Source organism: Alkalihalophilus pseudofirmus, from assembly GCF_029094545.1.
Classification (GTDB): domain Bacteria; phylum Bacillota; class Bacilli; order Bacillales; family Bacillaceae_D; genus Alkalihalophilus; species Alkalihalophilus pseudofirmus.
In genome coordinates, this window is record NZ_CP117835.1 from 1,957,429 (window position 1) to 1,977,010 (window position 19,582).

Genomic DNA, 19,582 nt, shown 5'->3' on the forward strand with positions numbered 1-19,582 from the left:
ATGGAATGGAACGTACTAAAGAAATCTCCGATGACCATTGCTTTTTTCAGTATTTGTGCGATTATTTTTCTTTTTGGTAAAATCACTACTCCAGAGAATATTAGGTTTCTTGCACTATCCTATGAACAATTCCCACAAAATTGGTTTACTCTATTTACACATGGGTTTGTACATGTAGAATGGTATCACTTTTTAATTAATATGTTCCTATTACTCTATATTGGATCATGGGTAGAACAGCTTTTAGGTAAAATGAAGTACCTCGTTTTGGTAGTGGTATGTATTTTATCTGGCGGTCTCGCACTTATCTTATTAAATACTGCTGGGATCGGATTTAGTGTGGCTGGCATGGCTATTCTCTTCTATTATCATTTGACCTATCCATTTGAGAAAGAGCTATTCTTTAATCTACCTAATTTCGTATTGCCACTAGCCATAGTGGTCATCTCCATAGTAGCCTTAATCTTTGGCGTAATGAGTTCTGTAGGACATATCCCGCACCTTGTCGGGGCCATGATAGGAATAGTGTTTCTAATCTTTTTTAGAAAACAGCATTACCCTATATAGAGTTAAGTAAGAACTACCGACAGAGAGCAGATCTTCCACAGAAGGGCTGCTCTCTTTAAAATGAAGATTCATAAAGCTAAATAGTCACCGAATAAATCATTATAAATCTTTCCTATAATAAACAAACTTCAAACTCTTTCCATTCATTTCAACTTCTTCTTCACTTGTAGATATGTAAGTAAAGCCGTTTTTCTCTAATAGCTTTTGTGAAGCGGTATTGTTATTCGTTGTCTTAGCTAAGAGATGTTCTACTCCTGTATCAGCAAGTAGCTCTATCAATATCTTCAATGCTTTTTTCGCAATCTTTTTACCAGCGTATTCTTCTCCGACTCTATAACCGAGGTAACCTAACTTACTCTCTTTATCAATATCTACTACATTTATCCGGCCAAGAATTAATCCGCTATGATCCTTAATTAGATAGTAATAAGATTCCCCTTTCGCTTGTTCTTCCAGTAATAAGTGGTGCCTTAATTTAAACGTTTCAAAGGTATAATAATCTCCTCCCCTGCTTGGCACCATTCTCTCAAAATATTTTCTGTTCTTAACTTCAAATTCAAATAAAGTTTCATCATCCGCTGATCGTAATTTTTCTAAAGAAATGCCCATTATTGTTACCTCTCTTCTTGACTCGAGCGACTAGTAAAATAAGCTTTCAACCCTTCATATAGATAAATACCTAAATCTTCAGGGATATAACTATTAAAATCATGCTGATGGGATTCCAGGAATGTCTCGTCCTGAAGTAAGTTAAACAAGGTTCTTGTAGTAGGAGTAACCAGGTTATTGATTGCTTTTAACAGTTCTGGATTGTTAACCGTTTCATTATGTACTAATAACTTTCTTGTAATAGAAAGCAACTCTATTGTTGCTTTATCTCTCTCTAGGTTAAGTTTGGGATCTTTCAGTGACTCTATTTCAGCTAATATGCTTGGGTCATGTTGAAAATGTTGCTCTAATGCATGAATTTGTTTCTTTTCTCTCCTGAATACATCCAGCATGATAAAAGTGAATTCTTCTAATTCTATGTCAGAGATGGAATTTTTCCCGTACAGCTCCTTCATTCTTTGTATCGTTTGCAAAGACTCATTTAGTTCTTCCATTTTTTGTTTAATCATTTGTTCTTGTAAATCTAATAGCTCTTTAGTTTTCAATGTGTCTTTAGATAAATGAGTTTTAATTTCTTCTAGTGATAAACCTAATTGTTTAAAGATGCTAATTTTTTGATACAACTCCCACTCTTTACGCGTGTATACTTTCTGTCCTTTATCATTGCGATTTGTCGGTTTAAGAAGTTCAATTTTATCATAATACCTTAACGTTCTAATTGTTGTATTTACGAGCTTTGCAAAGTGTCCAATTGTGACTTCCATGTCATTTCACCCTCGCTTCAAATTATGTATTTGTATTATCTAAGTAACTTCACACCACATTTAACTTTTTTCATTTTAAGTATTGCCTAAGACGTCACGTCACACCTTATGCTGATTATATATTAGCAGAAAGGATTTTGATCTATGGACACAAAAAAATCATTATTTAAAAATCGTCAGTTCTTATTAATTTTTATAGGTGGTTTCTTAGCACTTATAGGGTTTAGTTCTTTTTTTACGACTACTACGTGGTTTGCCATTACAGAGCTAGGGTCGGCTAGTTCTCTTGGGATCGTACTTGTTTCTATTACTGTTCCTCGGATTCTAATGATGGCTTTCGGCGGGATCATCGCTGATAAATTTAAAAAAACGTCCATTATGTTTACCACTAGCTTTATTCAAGGATGCATTCTAGTATTAATATTTGTATTAACCTATACGTCTAGCTTATCAATCTCACATTTGGTTGTATTAGGTATGATTTTTGGGACATTGGATGCTTTTTCAGGACCAGCAGGAGCATCATTGATTCCAAAGATAGTGAATAAAAATCAAATTCAACAAGCAAATGCGATGGTTCAAGGAATGGGGCAAATTGGCTTTGTAGTAGGACCTATCATATCCGGAAGTGTCATGGAGTATTCTGGAGTTAGTGCAGGATATTTAGTTGCGGCAATGATTGTCCTTTTATCTGCATTTATGATGTTCCCCCCATTATTTAAAGAAGCTGCTGTTGTAAATACAGTAAAACAGACTCCATTCCATGACCTTAAAGAAGGTATTTCTTATGTAAAGGCGAGTAAATTTCTTTTAACGGGTATTCTCATTTTAGTGACTTTAAATTTCTTTGCTTTCGGTGCTATCACAATTGCGATACCCATATTAGTGGAGGCCTATGGTGGTACACCTATTAACTTAAGTTTCATTGAAGTTGGGATGGGACTTGGAATGCTTACGAGTACTGCTGTACTAGGTTTTGTTAACATTCGCCGCCGTGGGTTAACGTCAATTACCGGCTTACTTGCAACACTAGTTATATCCGTTGGTTTTAGTCAGGTTCCAAATCTATATGCGCTCACTATTCTGGCATTCATGATCGGCTTTACCATGACATTTGTAGCCATCCCATTTTTCACTTCAGCACAAGAAAATACAGATCCAAGAATTATGGGAAGAGTGATGAGTGTTATTTTCTTAGCAATGAATGGGTTTGATCCCCTTGCATATGCTGGTGTTACGTTACTTGTTACAAGAGGTTTAGATATACAAAATATTGTCTTATGCTTTTCATTGATTGGCTTAATGATCGCCCTATTCGTCTTATGGAAAGGTAAGTCATATAGAGAGGACAAATTAGACCTTTAATTGTTTCGCAAGGTTGTAAAGTAGTTTGTGGACAGGGTTAAGAGGGGAACTTCCCCTTTTTTACGTTCACTTCACTCTGCGTTTAATGGTTTTAATACTAAAAGAAATGCCTGGTGAAAATGTTGTATGAATTCACTAATTTCGCAAAAACTACACCTACAAAGTGCAAAGACAAAGGAATGAGTCCAATAGAAAATCAACAGCATGTTATAAAAACGTTAAATAAATTACTGCAAGGTCAATATATGGGAGTGCATTCTTATGAAGAATTCATTGGAAATCTTAATGACTCTTCCCCTCTCCGTAATCAGTTTATGACTATTCAACAGGACTTAAAACACCATGCGGCCTTGCTTTCAGAACGAATTCAGCAACTCCACGGGACGCCTGCTACGAGTGAGGGAGTTATTGGTAAGATTGAACTTAATATCGGCCAACTTTTTGATCATCCAAAAGATGAAAAGGATATATTGAAACATGCAATTAAAGGGGAAAATCTCTACGGAATAAGGATGACTGAGAAATTAGTCCGTGATGAACTTGATGAGGAAAGTCTGAACCTTGTTCATCAGATCTTAGAGAAGCAACGAGAGCATGTAGATTATTTGAAGTCTGAATTGCACTAAATGTGAGGGTTTTTAAAGCTGCCTTATTGAAAGGCAGCATATTACTCTTGCTATAATGATCATGGCCTCAAGCCATAAGCAATATTAAAAATAACATGTAGGATAAATAATATTACAGAACTAAATAATGCAGCCAGTATAAATTTCATCCAGCGCTTTGTTAAGGCTTTAAATGAGTAGGAATGAAGTAAAATAGTATTATAGAAATTATTAGAAATGGCGGCATGAGAATCCAATAACGTATGTTCTTAAAGTGTTTAATTATATGCCTCTCCTTTGGTCAACTGTACTAAGATAATGATACATAATCCTCGCTTTTACGTGTCGTTAATTCGTTCGTACCTTTCTTAATACCAACCCGTTAGCTACTGCCCCTATTAACCCTGCAACCACAAAAATATAGGCAACAAACAATGGTGTTGAAGAGAGTGATTCCGTAAGAATTCTAAACATACCGACGGCAAAAATGAGTAAACTACAAACAAGTGTAATTAATACTTTAGTTTTACCATTCAACTAAATTACCTCCCTTCGTTTTAAAAAATCAGTTCTTCCCTTTTGAATTAGCACCAACCAAGCCTCCAACTACACCGCCTATTAATGCAATAACAATTGCTGCCCAAGTCCAAAAGCTCATATCAAGCACCTCGCTTTATGTATGAAATCTGTTATGTAATTGTCCTAAGGAATATAGAGCTAACTCTTTAACATCCTTATTCTTACTAGTAGATAGTTCCTGTAAGACTGCATCTAAATAATCATCTTCAATCATTCCCTTATTTTCTCCTTCAGCACAACACATTAAAAAGAGAAGTAAATAAAAATGAACTTTTGGCTTCTCATGCTGCCTCATTTTTTCAACCATATAACGGATCAATTCATTCGTTGTGGAGAGCACTTTCGTTAATAGACGGTCAATATCTTTCGGTGTGCCATTCTTTATCACGTCGTCTATTTGAGTGTAATAGTCTTTTATTTCTTGATCAGAAAGTTCAGATTCAGGAAAATCAACCTCTTCTTCACTGTAATCAATTAATCCTTTAATAAAGCTCTCAAAATCATGTGCCAGCTGTAATTCTTGCTCTTGTTCCACATCAATATACATAACAGCAGGCTCCGACTTGGTATTTCGGTAATCAAGGGCAATCCAGGCATGTCCATCGCCAGAAATAAGCACTATGTTCTCAGGCATGTCCCATTCTTGAATAAGATAGCTGCTATCTAGTATTCCTTTCTCCGTACCGATTCCAATACCAAATAAGTGGTCAACTTGAACATGGTTAGAGGCCCAAGATGTTGGTACATCTGTTGGGTGTGCATTAAAGATGAGATACCCTCCATTTTGTTGTTTTAATAGCTGTAAGTATGAATCTGGTAATTTAATTCCTAAATCATCTTCTGCTTTTCTTACCATTTCATCTGTTAATGGTTTTAATTTGCCGTAATCATTGTCTTCATGCCAAATTTTTATATGTTTCATATTAATCCCCCAAGAAAGGTTGAGCTTTTGGTATTGGCTGCTGCATTAAGGTCTAATTCTTTTTAGACATATAGTCTTTAATCTCATTCACTTTCTCATCAATCTCATCTAATTTATTTTTAGTATATTTCATAAAATGAGCAACTCTTGATAGGAGAAATATAATTAGTATTAAGAATACAAGGTTTATCATAGCGTCAATGATATCCACGTTGACCGCCCCTTTCTTACTTGTATTTACTTATAGATTTATTTGCATAGCTCCGGGACATTGTGGAAGGAGAAAAACGAATTCTGTATTTTCCTATAAGCTCTTCTTTAACTTTTTCCGTCAACTGCTCTCCTTGTTTGTTATGTTCTTCTTCCATCTCAACACCATTAGGAATTAATCTATCTACATCCCAATCGATCCATTCGCCGTATTTTCCTGCCCATTCCATTAAATCGTTCTTTAATTCATTTGATAGGGGGAATTCTTCTAAGTCTAAATTATGACTACAGAGATCACACCAAATAGGATCTGCCCCGATATCACCTTCTACTTTTACTTCATATGTGTTCGCTTCCTCACAAAAACAATTCATGCATTAAATTACTCCTCTAAAAAATATTATTCTCCTGAGCTGTTAATATAAATAACAGATTCAAAAACTTAGTATATTTTAACATAAATAACCATATAATGATTTTTTTCTTAATGAAATACGGTTGTTTTTGTATGCAAGAAGCGATTGCTTTAATAGCAATCGCTTCTTCGTGCTTATCCCTTTTACCTGTATTTAAACTAGTAAAATGAAAGCAATTCTCTTTCTACCTAGTTGATCAACTTATAAAATTTATTCAGTTGACTAAAGTTTTATTAGGGAAACAATACGTGCGCTTACTCTAAAAGAATACCGCTGCCTTCTTTACGATGAAATCTTGAATGGTTAGAAATATGATCCACCCTACTACTCCAAATCCTATGGAGATAAATAATGAAAAAGAAGCTTTTAATGAAATTGCTACTATAATTAATAGGGCAGCTGTTGCTGGGAATCCCCATAGGACCCCCAAGGCAAATTTGCTTAGGGTGGTAGTTTGTTCTCCTTGCATGTAAAGCCAAAACAAACTCAGTAAACTAACTAAGGGCAAAGCAGCAATAATTCCTCCATACTTCGGAAAGAATCTCGCTACTTCTGTAACTAAACCAATAATGAGTGCAGAGACTAGAATCTTTGTAAATAGAAACATTTCTTAGCCTCTTGACTAAGGAGACTAAATGCTTTTTCTATCATTACAATATCTGAAGGATCAAGTTTTTCTAATACATTTTTGAGTTTTTCATTATCTAATTGAGTGTGTTTAAACAACACTTCCCTCCCATCTGCAGTTAATACGACGAATACTTTTCTTTCATCTTGGATGCATCTTTCTTTGGATACAAAGCCCTTTTTAATTAATCTTTTAATATGTTCGGAAGCAGTATTATGAGTTACACCTAAGTATGTAGCTAAATCACCTATCGTTACTTCGTTCTTTTTTTCAATGTGTTGCAATAATCTTATAGCTTGGTGCGAAATATTTTCTTGATGAGCGTAATGCAGTAGATGATAAATGTCAGTTCAATTTTGGTTAATGATACTAATTGATTTATTTAAAGTCATAATTAAACCCTCCCTTTTATATCTTATAATTCGATATAATCTTATGCAAAGATTAAAGGGATTTTCATCATTACAAGAGCTACTATTTTTATACTTAATTAAATATTTTGTGTTTAGAGTTCATCTCATGAAGAATTTAGTTAACGAACAAAAGCTGATTCTCTGTCAGCAAGGGCATCTTCTAACCATCTGGGATGCATCCTCAATAAGTCTTCAGGTAAGTTCTGTTGTTCAAAAAATTTAATTTCTAGTGACTCAGACGAATTACAACAAAGTTCTCCCCCGGTTATTTCAGCGAGAAAACATGTAGTTATAAAATGTACTGTTTTACCGTTGGGATAAGTAAATACCTGTGAATGAGGGTCAGAGTACACACCAATAAGCTTCTTTATTCTTATATCTAAATTCGTTTCCTCTTTGATTTCTCTAATAGCTGCTTCTGAAACAGTTTCCCCTATTTCGATATGTCCTGAAGGAATACCCCATAATCCAACATCTGCCCTTTTTTGTAACAAAACGTGGTTTTCCTTATCTAAAATAATTACTGCAACAGCAGCTTTTAAATCATCAACCTTCTCCATTCAATCATCCTCCTTTAAATAATAAAAAAAGGACCGATTGGAAAGATTTCAACGCATGCCAAATACGCTGAACCTTTCCCCTCGGACCTTCTATGTCAATAGGTGCCTTTTACATATGGTAAAAGATGTAGCCCTTGGTCACTGACCTATCTAAATAGCGGAACCCTAGCTACAATTTTCCAGTTCATATTTAGTTTACTATTATTTCTTAGAGAATGAAAGTTACTTTTATCACACCTGCCATACTAGTTGCTGACAGGGTACTTTTTTTACTGCATTATCGGAAAAGTTATGTAAGCAAGTAAGTTTATTTATCTATCTATCTATCTATCTATCTATCTATTTGAACTAAACGCAAACTACCCAAATACTTGAGCTGCAATGCTGAACAATGTATTGTTCCTGGTAGGTAGACTATCAGAATTAATGACCATGATTGGAGGACGGTTCATATTAACAAACCCTCTCCTATTCAAAAACATCATAAATTCATTATTTTCTAACGGAACATCAATTCTTATTTTTCCTTGATGATTAATAGCAAGTTTATCTATCAAACCAGAAGCAACTTGAAAATCCCTTGCTACAATCGGGCCTAATATAAGATGAACTGGCCCTGAAATGGAAAGACCATATCCCACAATAGCTCCCTGATCATCCTTGGCAACGAAGATTTGTTCAGCCTGTTTCATTCTAATTTTTAAAAAGCGAGTTCTCGTAGCACCGAAAGCTCTCTCATCAAGTTTATAAATTGCCTCCATATCAACTACACTATACTCTTCGATAGTGATGTTACTTCCAAGCAACGGGTCATGATCAAACATATAATTATCACAAATGTATTTATCAACATAACCTACCGAATTAAAACCCATTTTTTTATAAAGGGGTGTACCTTCTTCCGTGGCAATTAGCATAATTGGAGTGTCGGGCGTAACATCTTCAACACACCTTTTAGTGGCTTCTTCTCCTAATCCCATCCCTCTATAGTCTTCATGCACGATAACCATGCCAATAGAAGCTAAAGATCTGCCATACGGGATGATTGCTGCACTTGAAACGATTCTTTCCTCTAAATCCTTATGTCCAAAGATATTACCTGATGCAAGGACCGTTTTAAGTTCTCTTTCATCATAGTCCCATCCCACTGATGTAGATAGTTCAACTAATTGTGGAATATCACGTTCAACGAATTCTACTAGATCCAATATTGATTTATTGCAACTGGCCATAACATTTCTCCCTTTTTAGAACGCTTTTTTCTCTAATGCCTGCATGAAATATTTCAAAGTAATATACCGTAAAAAACAGTACCCCAATAAAAGAAACTCCTGCCTGTACTACAACCTTTTTAGTACTTAGGATAAATTAAAAAGATTTGTAGTAAAGAACAGTAGAATGTAGTTCTCCATTTGCCGATCTAGCATAATGAGGAATTTTACCAGCTTGAATATAACCAATTGAAGAATAAAGAAGATTAGAAGGATCTCCTTCTCTTGTATCGAGAACTAATAATGACCTCCCTTCCAGCTTGGCTCTCTCTTCTGCTTTATTCATAAGTGAACGCGCAATACCACTACGTCGATAATTAGGGTCTGTCATCAGCTTTGCAATTTCAGCTCTATGAGCACCATTCTGCTTAGTACATAGCTGTAGTTGTACGCTTCCAACAATCTGGTTGTTTATTTTAGCCACGAATAAAAGTACTTCGGAATTTAAGACATTCATCCAATATTTATTCGCATCAGATAATTGGAGTGGTGGTAAAAAGCCAAGCGATGCGTCATCTTCTACTACCTTTACCAGAAGTTTGGAAAGTTCATCAACGTGTCTATCCATAATTATCACTTGTTCAATCTGTATATTATTAATCAACCGAATCACCTCAATAAATATATTCCTTACTATCATTTTATCCTATGAATTCGATTACCGAACTAATTAGGGTTTCCGTTAGCCTGTTTCTCTTGTACATACTTATCATATGCTTCTTGAACTCGATCTCTATTACCCATTGGCACAACTTGTTTGTGAATATCATTTAATAAAACAAACGACCTGAAAATCACTCCTACTATAATGGCGCATAGAAGGTATATGCCCATAGGCCCCATAGTTACTAATATACCTAAAAGTCCTGCAATAATAATAGACAAAAATAATTTCATGAACATTCTCCTTATAGATCAATTTGTGCTGCATCTTAAAAAGTCACTTATCGAAAACTCCCTTATTAAGGTAAATATTAACATGAAAACCCATTTATTTGTTCGAAATATTCTTCTACATCTTTCTCAATGAATACTAATTTAAATGAAATGATATAGAACAAAGACCTCTTCTTATTAGGGGTGTCTAAATGATAAAAACCCCTAAGAAGGGGTTTTAGTTTAGAAAATAATATGTGCTATCAATACGATAATAGGTAAGGTAACGAAAGTTCGTTCCATAAAGATAACCACAAGATCTGTAAATTTAACTGGTAACTTAGAGGCAAGTAACAACCCACCAACCTCAGACATATAGATCAGCTGTGTTACGGACACGCAGGCAATAACAAACCGGGTAAATTCACTTTCAATTCCACTCCCGATCACAGCAGGTAAAAACATATCGGCGAATCCAATAACCATTGCTTGGGCTGCTTGATCAGCTTCTGGAACTTGCATGATTTCTAATAAAGGTATAAAAGGCATTCCTAATAAATCAAAAAATGGTGTTTGTTCTGCAGTGATTAATGCGATGGTCCCTAAAGCCATGACCACTGGGATGACCCCAAACCACATATCAAGAACATTTTTCATTCCATTTTTCGTTGTGGTAACCATCCCATTATTTTTCTCTGCGGCACGTTCTAACGCTTTTTCCATTCCAAGCTTAAAAATTGAGACACCTTCCATATCACTGTCTTTTACTAGTTGCTTATTTTCTACAACGTACTCATCTTTTTTTCGCGACAGTGGCGGAATTCTTGGAATAATGACGGCAGCAACGAACCCAGCTATTCCAATCGTCAAATAATACGGAAGAAATAGGTGTTCCAAATTCAAGTACGATAAAATTACGATGCTAAAAGTAATCGAGACTACGGAAAAGGTTGTACCAATAACTGCAGCCTCACGCTTTGTATAAAAGCCTTCCTCATACTGCTTATTTGTTAGTAACACACCAATTGTGCCATCTCCCATCCATGAGGCCAAGCAGTCTACAGATGAACGACCAGGGAGTGTAAATAATGGACGCATGATTTTATTTAAAAGAATGCCACTCAGCTCAAGAAGACCAAAATTCAATAATAATGGCAGCAGGAAACCAGCAAATAGAAAGACAGAAAAGAGAATAGGAAGTAAATCATACAGTAATAACCCACCCGTATCCTCTGACCACACCCACTCAGGGCCGATCTGATACAAAGTCATTACAGCAAACAGCATACCTATTATTCGGACATAGACCCAAACAGGCTTTACATGGAATAGGGTTCTCATTAAAGGTTGATTTATCAACGATTTAGGTTGGAATGCTGTAACAGCCATTGTCATAATAGCTACCATAAAAAGGATCAACGTCATTAAAGATGGGATTATTCCTTCTAACAGTCCTTCTACTTGCTTAGCCATAAAGGCGACTGGAATCGTAATCTCACCGTTATAAGTTAATGGAACCATAAATAAAAAAATGCCAAGCAAAGAGGGAATGATGAATTTCATATAATCTTTTATTTGATAGGAAGTTTCTATTTTTCTCTTTTCTTTTTGAATTGCAGACATATTATTACTATGCCCCCTCGTATTTTTATTAGATAAAACAAGTTAACGTAGCTTGCTTTAACATCTCTACGTACTTCACCAAATCCATTTTCAATCTTTCAACAGTGATTTATGGTAATTATGTACAAATAAAACTTTTGCGTTTGTAAGCGGATACATAAATCTTCATAATGACACCTTAACTGCAACTAACCATACGGCGTTCTCCCTTCCATCTTAAGATATTTGTAAAATCAGATAATTAAGCAAAACGTATTTTAACTATTGCAAGTTTTATACCAACGTTATCCCCCCTATTTATTAACGAATGATGAGTTTCAATAGAAGAAAACGAAAAAAATCTTTTCGTTTTGTAAAAAAATCTTTCTTTCTGCCAAGGTCAATAGGGAGGCATCGGTTCTGTTGAAAAAGCTTACTAGGCAACAGTGGAAATGGGTTATAAGTGAATTTGAATTCTAAGCTAGCTTAATCACTTCCGCATGGCAATGTATCCTCTACCAAATGACCAATTAAAGTATCTTTTTCTATATATTTATCAATATTGACTTTCAATGAATCAATGTATCCGCTGGAACTTAAATGAATAGGAATGGACTCTCCTGTTTCATTTTGTACCATCATTAACACTTGCCACTCATAAACAAAATCGTCTCGATTAACTAAAATATTCTTTATATAACCATTACAAGGTGAACTAATTTCTCTTACCATTCTCAATACTCTCTCCTCCTCGGTTTTCTCAAAATAGGTTTATAACAGAATCACGTAAAATTTTTCTTGAAAATTAAATAGGCCGTTAAAAAAATTTACATCGAATAAATGCTGAACCTCTCCCCTCATCTCATTTCCCTTCTTAAAACGAGTAGTAGTACGTTCTCTAGCCACAAAAATTGCAATTATCGTGCCAATAAAATTAGAATATTCAATCTCCCACTTCTGATTTCAACAATTACAGGTGAAAATCATAATAATGATCAGCGAAATTTATATGAATCCATTCTCAAAGAAACTTGTTCTCAATATTTCCCCTTTTTTTCCAACCAGCTATAATCAATTGTATTTTTTGCTTTCCTAGCATCTTTTCAATTGGATCGCCAATTAATTTGCGTTAGTCATTCTTTATTCAATCAACAATAATGGAATTAAATGGCCGAACATATTAAAAATATAAAAACAGCTGCGATCAGCAGCTGTTTATTAATTGCCCCTCATTCAATTAAAAGTGAACCGATGAGTTACTCAATAATGTATAAAGTAATCCGCCTGCAACAGCAAAGACTATACGGTGGATTTCCTCCCTTCTTCTTTCACCTTCCATAATTTGTACAGATGTGTCACTATGACTTTTCCAATCGCATAAATTGGGATGACTAATATCATTCCGCCAATACCAACAAAACGTCCTGCTACTAAAACTAATGCCATAACTGTTACTGGATGTATTGACATCTTCTTCCCAATAATTTGAGGCTGCACAAAAATACTTTCAATTTGTTGGATAACCACCACAATGAATAATACAAACACAGCCATCATCGGAGAATGAAGCAACGCCACGATGACAGATGGAATTGCCCCAATCCAAGGCCCAAGATAGGGGATTACATTTGTAATCATTCCAAAAATGGCTAGGACAAGTGCATACTCTAAGCCAATACTAGTAAAACCAATATAATACAGAATTCCGATAAACGAACAAACAATTAATACTCCTTGAATGTAACTGCTTAATGTCTTATCCATGTTCGTAAGGATAGGTTTAATTTCCTCCTGTTTATCCTTTGTGAGAAAATGCAGAAAAAATTTCGGAAGCCTTTCTCCTTCTTTTAACAAATAAAAAAGGATGAAAGGAACGATAAACAGCAATAGCAAAGCATTAAGCACTGTGCCAATGAAACCCACACTTCTTGTAAAGAGATCTCCCACTAGACCTCCAACCCAAAGGCCAATTTGTTCAATATAATCTTCAACATTAATTATTTCTGATAGATCAAACCATAGAAAATCAATTTGTTGTATGTTTGTAATTAGTAACTGCAGTTCAGCAACAATGGATGGCATACTAAATGTTAAAGCAGTAAATTGCTTTTGTATTTCCGGACCCATAAAAGAAATAATGCTTGTCCCTAAGGCAAGCACACCTAAATATAATAATAAGATGGCCAGAGCTCTCGGCATTTTCTTATTTAGCAAGGTTACCAGCGGTCTCAATAGATAATACAAAACGCCTGCTAGGAGTATAGGAATAAACAGCGTTTGAACAAACACAACAAGGGGGCTGAACACCCAGCTAATCAGACTGCCTAAGTAAATAATTACGAAAATTACAATGATCAATGACCCTATTTTCATTGCTTTCTTATACACTTAAATAATAACCTCCTAGTGCATTTGATATATAATTCCAATAAAGTATCACTCACATATTAGGTAGTTTACTGATTTAACAGAAAGAGTATGTATATGTATACATACTCTTTGTTTACATCATTACTGATACTTTTTACCAATCGATACGGTTATCATAAATGGTTTTTGCGAATTTTTTTAGTTCAACTATTTTGTCAAGCGCTTGAGAGGCTGCCTTTCTTACAGGATCAATAATTGGCTTACGGTCATTTTCAAAATAATAAAAGGCGTCTCTGTATCCATGCTCTCTTAACATTTTAGCTAAATACATCCCATCCTCTAAAGCCCATGATGCCCCAATTCCGAGCATTGGGTTGGTGGCGTGAAGCGCATCTCCAACAAAAGTGACACGTCCATGATACCAATGGGGTAATTCTTCCAATTCAAAGATATTTCTTGAGGTGATATTTTCTGTATTATTTAACAGTTCGCTAAATGGATTATCCCACCCACTAATTTTTTCGGATAACCAATTTTTGATAAATTCATTATCAGCTAACTCTAATTCAGTTGCAGGAATTTTCCTCTCTTCTTTACCAATGAATTGCCATAATATATCTGAATTTGAAGTAGGTGAACATTTACTTACAAATGTACCTAAATAATTATCAAAATCAATGTAGGCACTCGCCTTAGTATTAATAGATTGCTTCACATTGGCAGACGATACCAGCCCGTGAATTCCATAGTAACCAGTATAAACAGGTTTAACTTGAGGGAAAATTATCTCCCTTGTTCTTGAATGAATGCCATCTGCCCCGACTAAAATTTCTCCTTTCACTTTAGAATTATCAGAGAAGAAAGCTGTAATACTGTCAGAGTTCTCTTCTAAATTAACCAGCTTTTTATTGTAATGTACTGGTATGTTATATTCCTCAACTTTTTCTAAAAGTAGTTTCATTAAATTTTGTCTGCTGATCGTTATGAAAGTTTTACTAAAGAAAGCATTTCCCACAACAGTAGCACTGGTCAGTTCTTTATTGTCACTAGTATATGTGGTTTCATATTCCAAAGGAAAGCTATATTCTGCCATTTTCGTTATACCAAGTGTTTCAAGAACATTCAGACCATTTGGTGTAAGTACAAACCCCGCTCCGCTCTCTCTTTCAATTGAAGCTCCTTCAAATACGACGCTCTCTATTCCAGCCTTTTTTAAAAATATAGCCGTAGCAAGGCCACCTGCACCTGCACCAATAATAATGACTTTTTCCTTCACACCGAACACTCCTTTGTTATTAATTTCAGTAACAAACAATGAATGAGCTTACGTAAAGTAGATTATCATTATTCGGACGATCGGTCAATTAATTTTATATATGTGCTGCTTGATAAAAACGTAAAGTCGTATACAATTGTTTTTAAAGTTTATTGGACAACATTATGATGTATTATATTTATAAAATGAGCGGGAGGATTTATGAGTAGACCAGTTGGAGTTAATAGTGAAGATACAAAGAAGTTAATTGAGGATAAAGCAACTAAGATGTTTGAGCTAAAAGGCTATTCAGCTACATCTATATCAGATATAAAAACGGAAACACAATTAAGCAAAGGTACGGTTTATTACCATTTTAAAAACAAGGAAGAGCTTTATTTATATTGTTTAAAACAAGCATTAAATAAATTCATCAACGAGTGGAAAAAAGGGATGGTAAGAGAAAAGAGCGCTACTGACAAATTATATTTATGGGCACATTTATGCAGCTTAGAACTTCACAATCCTTTAATTAAAACCATTCCAGAATATATGGTTTCAACAAACAAAGACCAAATTTTTGTCGTAAAGCTGCTTAAACCTGAATTAGATGTTCTTACGGAGATTATTCAGGAGGGAATTGAAAAGAAAGAGTTTAATGCTGAATTGAACATCCAAGAGGTGAGCGTTATTTTATTATCATTAATTTCAGGGCTGCACGATACTAGTATTGCATTAATAGGGTTTAATACCCAGAAAGATAAAGCGGATCTTTATAGGAAAGCTACGGAAACTGTTATTAACGGAATTGGGATTAAATGAGTTTTTTATCCACGTGTTTTTTTTGCTAAGGTTTTGAATGAAACCTTAGCTTTATTATTTCTTCACCATAAAGGAAGAACCAAACTCCCTGAGGGCAGGCTTATGAAAAAAAGCCCCCACAAAAATGAGGACTTACCACGGTTTAGTATGTTTAAACATAGGGTGAATCTAAAAGAGATGTGTATCAGAGGAGGGGTTAATTATTAAGCTAATATAAAAATTCTTCCAGTTGAATAGGAAAAATTATAATAATTCCTTAAGTCTCCTACAAACCTCGTTAATTCCGTTTTGGGCAGTGTCTATTATAAGATCAGATCTTTTTTCTAACAAGGGTAGTACGTTTTCATAACTATCTAATACCTCTGTTCGTTCTTCAGGACTCTTGCCATAATCATGAGAAGTTCTTTTATTGATTCTATCAAGCATTACATTCAGATCCGCCTTTAGCAGCACCACATAATCAAAGTAGTGATAAAATTTCCCTTGATTAGAGTAGCATCCTGAGATAAAAAGGTGTGACTGTTTATATTGCTCTAACAAATAAGTTATTTTTTCCGCGTCCCAAACTCTTTCTTCCACTCCCCCATCTCTAATCGACTTAACGTAGCCATAATCCGTATCGACTACATTGTATCCTTCTTTTTCTAACTGTACCAATGCACTTGATTTACCGACTCCAGATAAGCCTGTAATAAAAATGATTGCCATAGTGCACCCTCCATTTAAATAGATATGAATGTTCATTACCAATATTACTTCCAATAATTCTTCATGATATCCCTTGTCCATCCTGGCTGAGAGATCGTCTCTCTAGGAAGAAACTCTTGCATTACTGGCTTGATATCTAATATTGGCGTTTCGTTAATACAATCAAGGCCTGAAACAGTTAGCTCTCTACCTTTTCTTCCAACTACCTTTACCGTTGTAAGCCCTAATTGATTGGGGCGGTTTTTTCCACGCTGCGAAAAGATCCCAACTTTAGGTAAGGACGTATCATTCCTAAGGTGTCTAGCACCTGTAATTATTTTATCCTTCGCCACCTTATGAAAATAAAAGATAATCTCTAAATGTGAAAAAGATTCAATTTCATTAAAAGCTTCCTCTGGGAAGGTAGAGTCCAATACGATCTTACTAACTACCTCACCCCAGTAATCATCTTCAATCTCATTTCTTAGATTATAAGCAATACCAATAGGAGTTAATGTGATCATTTGATTTCCTCTTTTCTTTCGATCCTTTTTTATATTGGATCAACCCTTTTTACTTCTAAATTTCCCTACACTTGCTGAGCCGGAAATGATATAAATACGTAGCACTTAAATAACCACCTACCTTATCATTCAACTAAACTATCGAGCACCACATACCCTAAAATAATTCCTGTGATGGCCCACGATTCAATATGCATAATTTCGAGGGTGAACGGCAGAAATTGTAAAGGGATAAAATGGGCAAGCAGCGGGATGAAAGTAACATAACACAACGGGAAGCCTACAATAAGCAGCTTTATCCAATTGACCTTCCACCCTTTCCCTCCTTTGCGTTCTTTAATGAACCTTGGTAGACGTAGAAGAACTCCTAGAAATATAGGAAACAAAGTTGAATATAGAAAAAACGGCCAAATCTCAAAGTTTCTTGAGGCTTCCAATCTTAAATGATGCTGAAAGGTTAAGCCGCCCCATAATACCACACCGATCAACAGCATCCAGCCTAGATACTTCCACGCATCTTTCATCGTACTCCTCCTTATATATGTGCTTTATGTAGTATATAAACCAGACGAGTTAACTATGTTTAATCTGACTATGCTCGATGTAGTGCCGTTAGTTTGCATTCTGTTTATCCAGCTCCTCGAGCATCCAAGCAATAAATGCAAATGATAAAATAATCATTAGGATCATTGTAAAAGTAACCGTCTCTTCTGTAGTAACTCTGTAAATGATGTATCCAATTAAAAGGAGCAGATAAGATTTATATTTCTTGAGCATAAGGCCCTCCTTATGTCTTGTTATGAGGTTACTAGACCTCTTCACAATCATACGTAATCAAAAATGGATACAACGGTATGAGCAGCAATGTGAAGATGACAGATCCTAACATAGACCAGAAAATAGATTCCAGACTATTAAAGAGCAAAAATCCAAAACCAGATATACTTAATGAAGTGAGTACACTCATGATGACTCTTGAATAAATGGAGATTTCATTGTTGAAGTTACACGTCTCACAATTAAATTTATTTAAAAACATCGATTTAAAGCGGTCACTAAAGCTTGCTTTTGAGTGGCATTTGCAGCATGCATAAAGGTTCATGATAAGCTTCACCTCCATTCAGATTTAATAATATACCGATATCTTTGGCCAAGCCTTCTTCCAATCTTTTTTTGTCACTCTATTTATATAGATCTCTTTGCGCTTGAGATCTTCTTGGAAGCATGGCGTCGGTTTTACTTGCAGCGTCACAGCATCATTAATGCCATGAGGCGCTGCAAGGATAAGCTCGCCGTGAGGAGTTAGAGTAACCCCGAGCGCTGTGGCTGTCTCCGGAAATTTCGACATTGCATCAACACTCGATTTGTAAGGAGGCGTTTGATTTCTTGTATGCATCCTTGCTTGATTTTTAACGGACCAGGGCAGATTAGGTTTTAATGTATGTAACTTGGCTTCCAATGCACGATCTGTACCTCCCTCAGCATGTTGCTGGTCGAAGTAAATAACATCTATATCAGGCAAGGGCGTCCTCTCTTCAAACTGATGAACAACATCCCAAATCTTAGAACGAACAAACCCCGCACAAATCCACCAATCTTCAAGTTTCAGCTGACGGACCGTTTGGAGAGTATCCATCATCCATTCATCCTCTTGTATCATAAATAGGATCTCTTCTTCTGACAGCATAACTGCCTCCTTACACAATAAATTTTGTGAACCAAGCGACATAATAAGCACCTGGAATAAAGAGCACCTGGGCAAGCAGCGTGCCTAATAATCGAGAAGTGACCATCATGATGGAGATTGTTTTAAGAGATAAGTAGCTCCCTTTTTTATTCACCACCTGATCGGCCAGCACTGAAATCTTTGGATCAATGAAAATGACGAGTAAAATCGTAGCGATGCCATTGATAAGACCAGAAGCCATAATAGCTGTTGATGCTCGCTCTGGTGCAAGTAAAGACGCATATAACGCTGACAGCACACCAATTGTATAAACCGAGGTCACAATCATGTTTATAAGAAATAATTTTATTGGGAAGTCTCTCAATCTAATTCCCTTAAGATATGTAAGCCGCGGCATCCGGATATGTCGAATGCCTCTTTTCATCACTCGCCACTTGATTCCTTGTTGAACCAGGGCTGGAACGGAACCATTTAGTCTTGATAAATGAATGATAGAGCGTGAGAAGATAGCTATAAAAGTAGGCAGAAGCAGTACGCCAACGATCGTTCCAACGGTTGAGGCGCCAATAATAACTCGATACTGGCTTTCAACAAGCGTCAGAGCTTGATCTGGTGGCGCTGTATCAATTAAGCTTCCGGTAAACGGCTACTGCATCATGTTTGCTAAACGTGAAACGATGACCATCACATTAAATAAGGCGAGGCCTGATGCAATCAACCGAACTCTTGCGCCAGATATACGAACCGAATAGGCTAAGGTCTCGATACAATGAATGATTAAGATAAATAGTGCAATTAATATAACTTTGTCTGTAATGATGTCCATAAAGGGTTCCTTTCAAGCTAAGAT

24 protein-coding genes and 2 pseudogenes are annotated in these 19,582 nt (G+C 35.6%); 4 read left to right on the forward strand and 22 right to left on the reverse strand.

Annotation, left to right across the window (positions count from 1 at the left end):
- The gene (locus tag PQ478_RS10490) at positions 1 to 567 is read left to right on the forward strand and encodes a rhomboid family intramembrane serine protease (RefSeq protein ID WP_289236830.1); all 567 of its coding nucleotides are present in this window, start codon (positions 1 to 3) and stop codon (positions 565 to 567) included.
- A gap of 99 nt (positions 568 to 666) precedes the next feature.
- On the opposite strand, the gene PQ478_RS10495 is transcribed toward PQ478_RS10490, so the two are convergent.
- On the reverse strand, positions 667 to 1,176 hold the full coding sequence (locus PQ478_RS10495) for a GNAT family N-acetyltransferase (RefSeq protein WP_289236831.1): 510 nt from the start codon (positions 1,174 to 1,176) through the stop codon (positions 667 to 669).
- A gap of 5 nt (positions 1,177 to 1,181) precedes the next feature.
- Positions 1,182 to 1,940 carry a MerR family transcriptional regulator gene (locus PQ478_RS10500; protein ID WP_289236832.1) on the reverse strand — a complete coding sequence of 253 codons (759 nt, stop codon included), beginning with the start codon at positions 1,938 to 1,940 and terminating at the stop codon, positions 1,182 to 1,184.
- A gap of 144 nt (positions 1,941 to 2,084) precedes the next feature.
- Between PQ478_RS10500 and PQ478_RS10505 the strand changes: the two genes are divergently transcribed.
- On the forward strand, positions 2,085 to 3,305 hold the full coding sequence (locus tag PQ478_RS10505) for an MFS transporter (protein WP_289236833.1): 1,221 nt from the start codon (positions 2,085 to 2,087) through the stop codon (positions 3,303 to 3,305).
- A gap of 179 nt (positions 3,306 to 3,484) precedes the next feature.
- Positions 3,485 to 3,931 (forward strand): DUF2383 domain-containing protein, encoded by a 447-nt coding sequence (locus PQ478_RS10510; RefSeq protein ID WP_289236834.1) that lies wholly within the window; start codon positions 3,485 to 3,487, stop codon positions 3,929 to 3,931.
- A gap of 327 nt (positions 3,932 to 4,258) precedes the next feature.
- Here the strand turns inward: PQ478_RS10510 and PQ478_RS10515 are convergent, their stop codons facing one another.
- From PQ478_RS10515 to PQ478_RS10575, 13 genes and pseudogenes are all read right to left on the reverse strand, one after another.
- Positions 4,259 to 4,447, reverse strand: a complete 189-nt coding sequence (locus PQ478_RS10515) for a hypothetical protein (RefSeq protein WP_289236835.1) — start codon at positions 4,445 to 4,447, stop codon at positions 4,259 to 4,261.
- Between the two features lie 496 nt (positions 4,448 to 4,943).
- Positions 4,944 to 5,411 (reverse strand): annotated as a pseudogene (locus PQ478_RS21935) (SMI1/KNR4 family protein); the annotation flags it as partial.
- Between the two features lie 227 nt (positions 5,412 to 5,638).
- Positions 5,639 to 5,995, reverse strand: a complete 357-nt coding sequence (locus PQ478_RS10525) for an immunity protein CdiI family protein (RefSeq protein ID WP_289236837.1) — start codon at positions 5,993 to 5,995, stop codon at positions 5,639 to 5,641.
- A gap of 301 nt (positions 5,996 to 6,296) precedes the next feature.
- On the reverse strand, positions 6,297 to 6,644 hold the full coding sequence (locus PQ478_RS10530; RefSeq protein WP_289236838.1) for a DUF3147 family protein: 348 nt from the start codon (positions 6,642 to 6,644) through the stop codon (positions 6,297 to 6,299).
- Positions 6,620 to 7,009 (reverse strand): MarR family winged helix-turn-helix transcriptional regulator, encoded by a 390-nt coding sequence (locus PQ478_RS10535; protein ID WP_289236968.1) that lies wholly within the window; start codon positions 7,007 to 7,009, stop codon positions 6,620 to 6,622. The genes PQ478_RS10530 and PQ478_RS10535 overlap by 25 nt, the downstream gene beginning before the upstream one ends.
- A 188-nt stretch (positions 7,010 to 7,197) precedes the next feature.
- On the reverse strand, positions 7,198 to 7,638 hold the full coding sequence (locus PQ478_RS10540; RefSeq protein ID WP_289236839.1) for an NUDIX domain-containing protein: 441 nt from the start codon (positions 7,636 to 7,638) through the stop codon (positions 7,198 to 7,200).
- Between the two features lie 359 nt (positions 7,639 to 7,997).
- Positions 7,998 to 8,870 (reverse strand): GNAT family N-acetyltransferase, encoded by an 873-nt coding sequence (locus tag PQ478_RS10545; protein ID WP_289236840.1) that lies wholly within the window; start codon positions 8,868 to 8,870, stop codon positions 7,998 to 8,000.
- 136 nt (positions 8,871 to 9,006) lie between these two features.
- Positions 9,007 to 9,477 (reverse strand): GNAT family N-acetyltransferase, encoded by a 471-nt coding sequence (locus PQ478_RS10550; RefSeq protein WP_435521079.1) that lies wholly within the window; start codon positions 9,475 to 9,477, stop codon positions 9,007 to 9,009.
- Positions 9,478 to 9,575: 98 nt separating this feature from the next.
- The gene (locus PQ478_RS10555; protein WP_289236842.1) at positions 9,576 to 9,812 is read right to left on the reverse strand and encodes an ATP-dependent Lon protease; all 237 of its coding nucleotides are present in this window, start codon (positions 9,810 to 9,812) and stop codon (positions 9,576 to 9,578) included.
- Positions 9,813 to 10,028: 216 nt separating this feature from the next.
- The gene (locus PQ478_RS10560; RefSeq protein ID WP_289236843.1) at positions 10,029 to 11,408 is read right to left on the reverse strand and encodes a YjiH family protein; all 1,380 of its coding nucleotides are present in this window, start codon (positions 11,406 to 11,408) and stop codon (positions 10,029 to 10,031) included.
- 465 nt (positions 11,409 to 11,873) lie between these two features.
- Positions 11,874 to 12,125 (reverse strand): biotin/lipoyl attachment domain-containing protein, encoded by a 252-nt coding sequence (locus tag PQ478_RS10565; protein ID WP_289236844.1) that lies wholly within the window; start codon positions 12,123 to 12,125, stop codon positions 11,874 to 11,876.
- Between the two features lie 561 nt (positions 12,126 to 12,686).
- Positions 12,687 to 13,775 (reverse strand): AI-2E family transporter, encoded by a 1,089-nt coding sequence (locus PQ478_RS10570; protein WP_289236845.1) that lies wholly within the window; start codon positions 13,773 to 13,775, stop codon positions 12,687 to 12,689.
- A 136-nt stretch (positions 13,776 to 13,911) separates the two neighbouring features.
- Positions 13,912 to 15,033, reverse strand: a complete 1,122-nt coding sequence (locus PQ478_RS10575; protein ID WP_289236846.1) for an FAD-dependent monooxygenase — start codon at positions 15,031 to 15,033, stop codon at positions 13,912 to 13,914.
- A 201-nt stretch (positions 15,034 to 15,234) separates the two neighbouring features.
- Between PQ478_RS10575 and PQ478_RS10580 the strand changes: the two genes are divergently transcribed.
- Entirely contained in the window at positions 15,235 to 15,834 is a 600-nt protein-coding gene (locus PQ478_RS10580) for a TetR/AcrR family transcriptional regulator (RefSeq protein WP_289236847.1), read from the forward strand.
- A gap of 243 nt (positions 15,835 to 16,077) precedes the next feature.
- Here the strand turns inward: PQ478_RS10580 and PQ478_RS10585 are convergent, their stop codons facing one another.
- From PQ478_RS10585 to PQ478_RS10615, 7 genes and pseudogenes are all read right to left on the reverse strand, one after another.
- Positions 16,078 to 16,542: an AAA family ATPase gene (locus tag PQ478_RS10585; RefSeq protein WP_289236848.1), complete on the reverse strand. Its 465-nt coding sequence runs from the start codon at positions 16,540 to 16,542 to the stop codon at positions 16,078 to 16,080.
- 44 nt (positions 16,543 to 16,586) lie between these two features.
- Positions 16,587 to 17,045, reverse strand: coding sequence for an SAM-dependent methyltransferase (locus PQ478_RS10590; RefSeq protein WP_289236849.1), 459 nt, complete (start codon positions 17,043 to 17,045; stop codon positions 16,587 to 16,589).
- 125 nt (positions 17,046 to 17,170) lie between these two features.
- On the reverse strand, positions 17,171 to 17,569 hold the full coding sequence (locus tag PQ478_RS10595; protein WP_289236850.1) for a hypothetical protein: 399 nt from the start codon (positions 17,567 to 17,569) through the stop codon (positions 17,171 to 17,173).
- A gap of 88 nt (positions 17,570 to 17,657) precedes the next feature.
- On the reverse strand, positions 17,658 to 17,822 hold the full coding sequence (locus PQ478_RS10600; RefSeq protein ID WP_289236851.1) for a hypothetical protein: 165 nt from the start codon (positions 17,820 to 17,822) through the stop codon (positions 17,658 to 17,660).
- 31 nt (positions 17,823 to 17,853) lie between these two features.
- Positions 17,854 to 18,147: a hypothetical protein gene (locus tag PQ478_RS10605; protein WP_289236852.1), complete on the reverse strand. Its 294-nt coding sequence runs from the start codon at positions 18,145 to 18,147 to the stop codon at positions 17,854 to 17,856.
- A gap of 24 nt (positions 18,148 to 18,171) precedes the next feature.
- Entirely contained in the window at positions 18,172 to 18,732 is a 561-nt protein-coding gene (locus PQ478_RS10610; protein ID WP_289236853.1) for a nucleotidyltransferase family protein, read from the reverse strand.
- A 10-nt stretch (positions 18,733 to 18,742) separates the two neighbouring features.
- Positions 18,743 to 19,558 (reverse strand): annotated as a pseudogene (locus PQ478_RS10615) (lipid II flippase Amj family protein).
- Positions 19,559 to 19,582: the final 24 nt, after the last annotated feature.

Bases quoted from the DNA above. Each gene is read 5' to 3' on its own strand.
- PQ478_RS10555 (WP_289236842.1), bottom strand. From the start codon at position 9,812: ATGTTCATGAAATTATTTTTGTCTATTATTATTGCAGGACTTTTAGGT.
- PQ478_RS10540 (WP_289236839.1), bottom strand. From the start codon at position 7,638: ATGGAGAAGGTTGATGATTTAAAAGCTGCTGTTGCAGTAATTATTTTA.
- PQ478_RS10600 (WP_289236851.1), bottom strand. From the start codon at position 17,822: ATGCTCAAGAAATATAAATCTTATCTGCTCCTTTTAATTGGATACATC.
- PQ478_RS10585 (WP_289236848.1), bottom strand. From the start codon at position 16,542: ATGGCAATCATTTTTATTACAGGCTTATCTGGAGTCGGTAAATCAAGT.
- PQ478_RS10610 (WP_289236853.1), bottom strand. From the start codon at position 18,732: ATGCTGTCAGAAGAAGAGATCCTATTTATGATACAAGAGGATGAATGG.
- PQ478_RS10490 (WP_289236830.1), top strand. From the start codon at position 1: ATGGAATGGAACGTACTAAAGAAATCTCCGATGACCATTGCTTTTTTC.
- PQ478_RS10580 (WP_289236847.1), top strand. From the start codon at position 15,235: ATGAGTAGACCAGTTGGAGTTAATAGTGAAGATACAAAGAAGTTAATT.
- PQ478_RS10605 (WP_289236852.1), bottom strand. From the start codon at position 18,147: ATGAACCTTTATGCATGCTGCAAATGCCACTCAAAAGCAAGCTTTAGT.
- PQ478_RS10525 (WP_289236837.1), bottom strand. From the start codon at position 5,995: ATGAATTGTTTTTGTGAGGAAGCGAACACATATGAAGTAAAAGTAGAA.
- PQ478_RS10510 (WP_289236834.1), top strand. From the start codon at position 3,485: ATGAGTCCAATAGAAAATCAACAGCATGTTATAAAAACGTTAAATAAA.
- PQ478_RS10495 (WP_289236831.1), bottom strand. From the start codon at position 1,176: ATGGGCATTTCTTTAGAAAAATTACGATCAGCGGATGATGAAACTTTA.
- PQ478_RS10530 (WP_289236838.1), bottom strand. From the start codon at position 6,644: ATGTTTCTATTTACAAAGATTCTAGTCTCTGCACTCATTATTGGTTTA.
- PQ478_RS10545 (WP_289236840.1), bottom strand. From the start codon at position 8,870: ATGGCCAGTTGCAATAAATCAATATTGGATCTAGTAGAATTCGTTGAA.
- PQ478_RS10505 (WP_289236833.1), top strand. From the start codon at position 2,085: ATGGACACAAAAAAATCATTATTTAAAAATCGTCAGTTCTTATTAATT.
- PQ478_RS10550 (WP_435521079.1), bottom strand. From the start codon at position 9,477: ATGGATAGACACGTTGATGAACTTTCCAAACTTCTGGTAAAGGTAGTA.
- PQ478_RS10560 (WP_289236843.1), bottom strand. From the start codon at position 11,408: ATGTCTGCAATTCAAAAAGAAAAGAGAAAAATAGAAACTTCCTATCAA.
- PQ478_RS10500 (WP_289236832.1), bottom strand. From the start codon at position 1,940: ATGGAAGTCACAATTGGACACTTTGCAAAGCTCGTAAATACAACAATT.
- PQ478_RS10590 (WP_289236849.1), bottom strand. From the start codon at position 17,045: ATGATCACATTAACTCCTATTGGTATTGCTTATAATCTAAGAAATGAG.
- PQ478_RS10595 (WP_289236850.1), bottom strand. From the start codon at position 17,569: ATGAAAGATGCGTGGAAGTATCTAGGCTGGATGCTGTTGATCGGTGTG.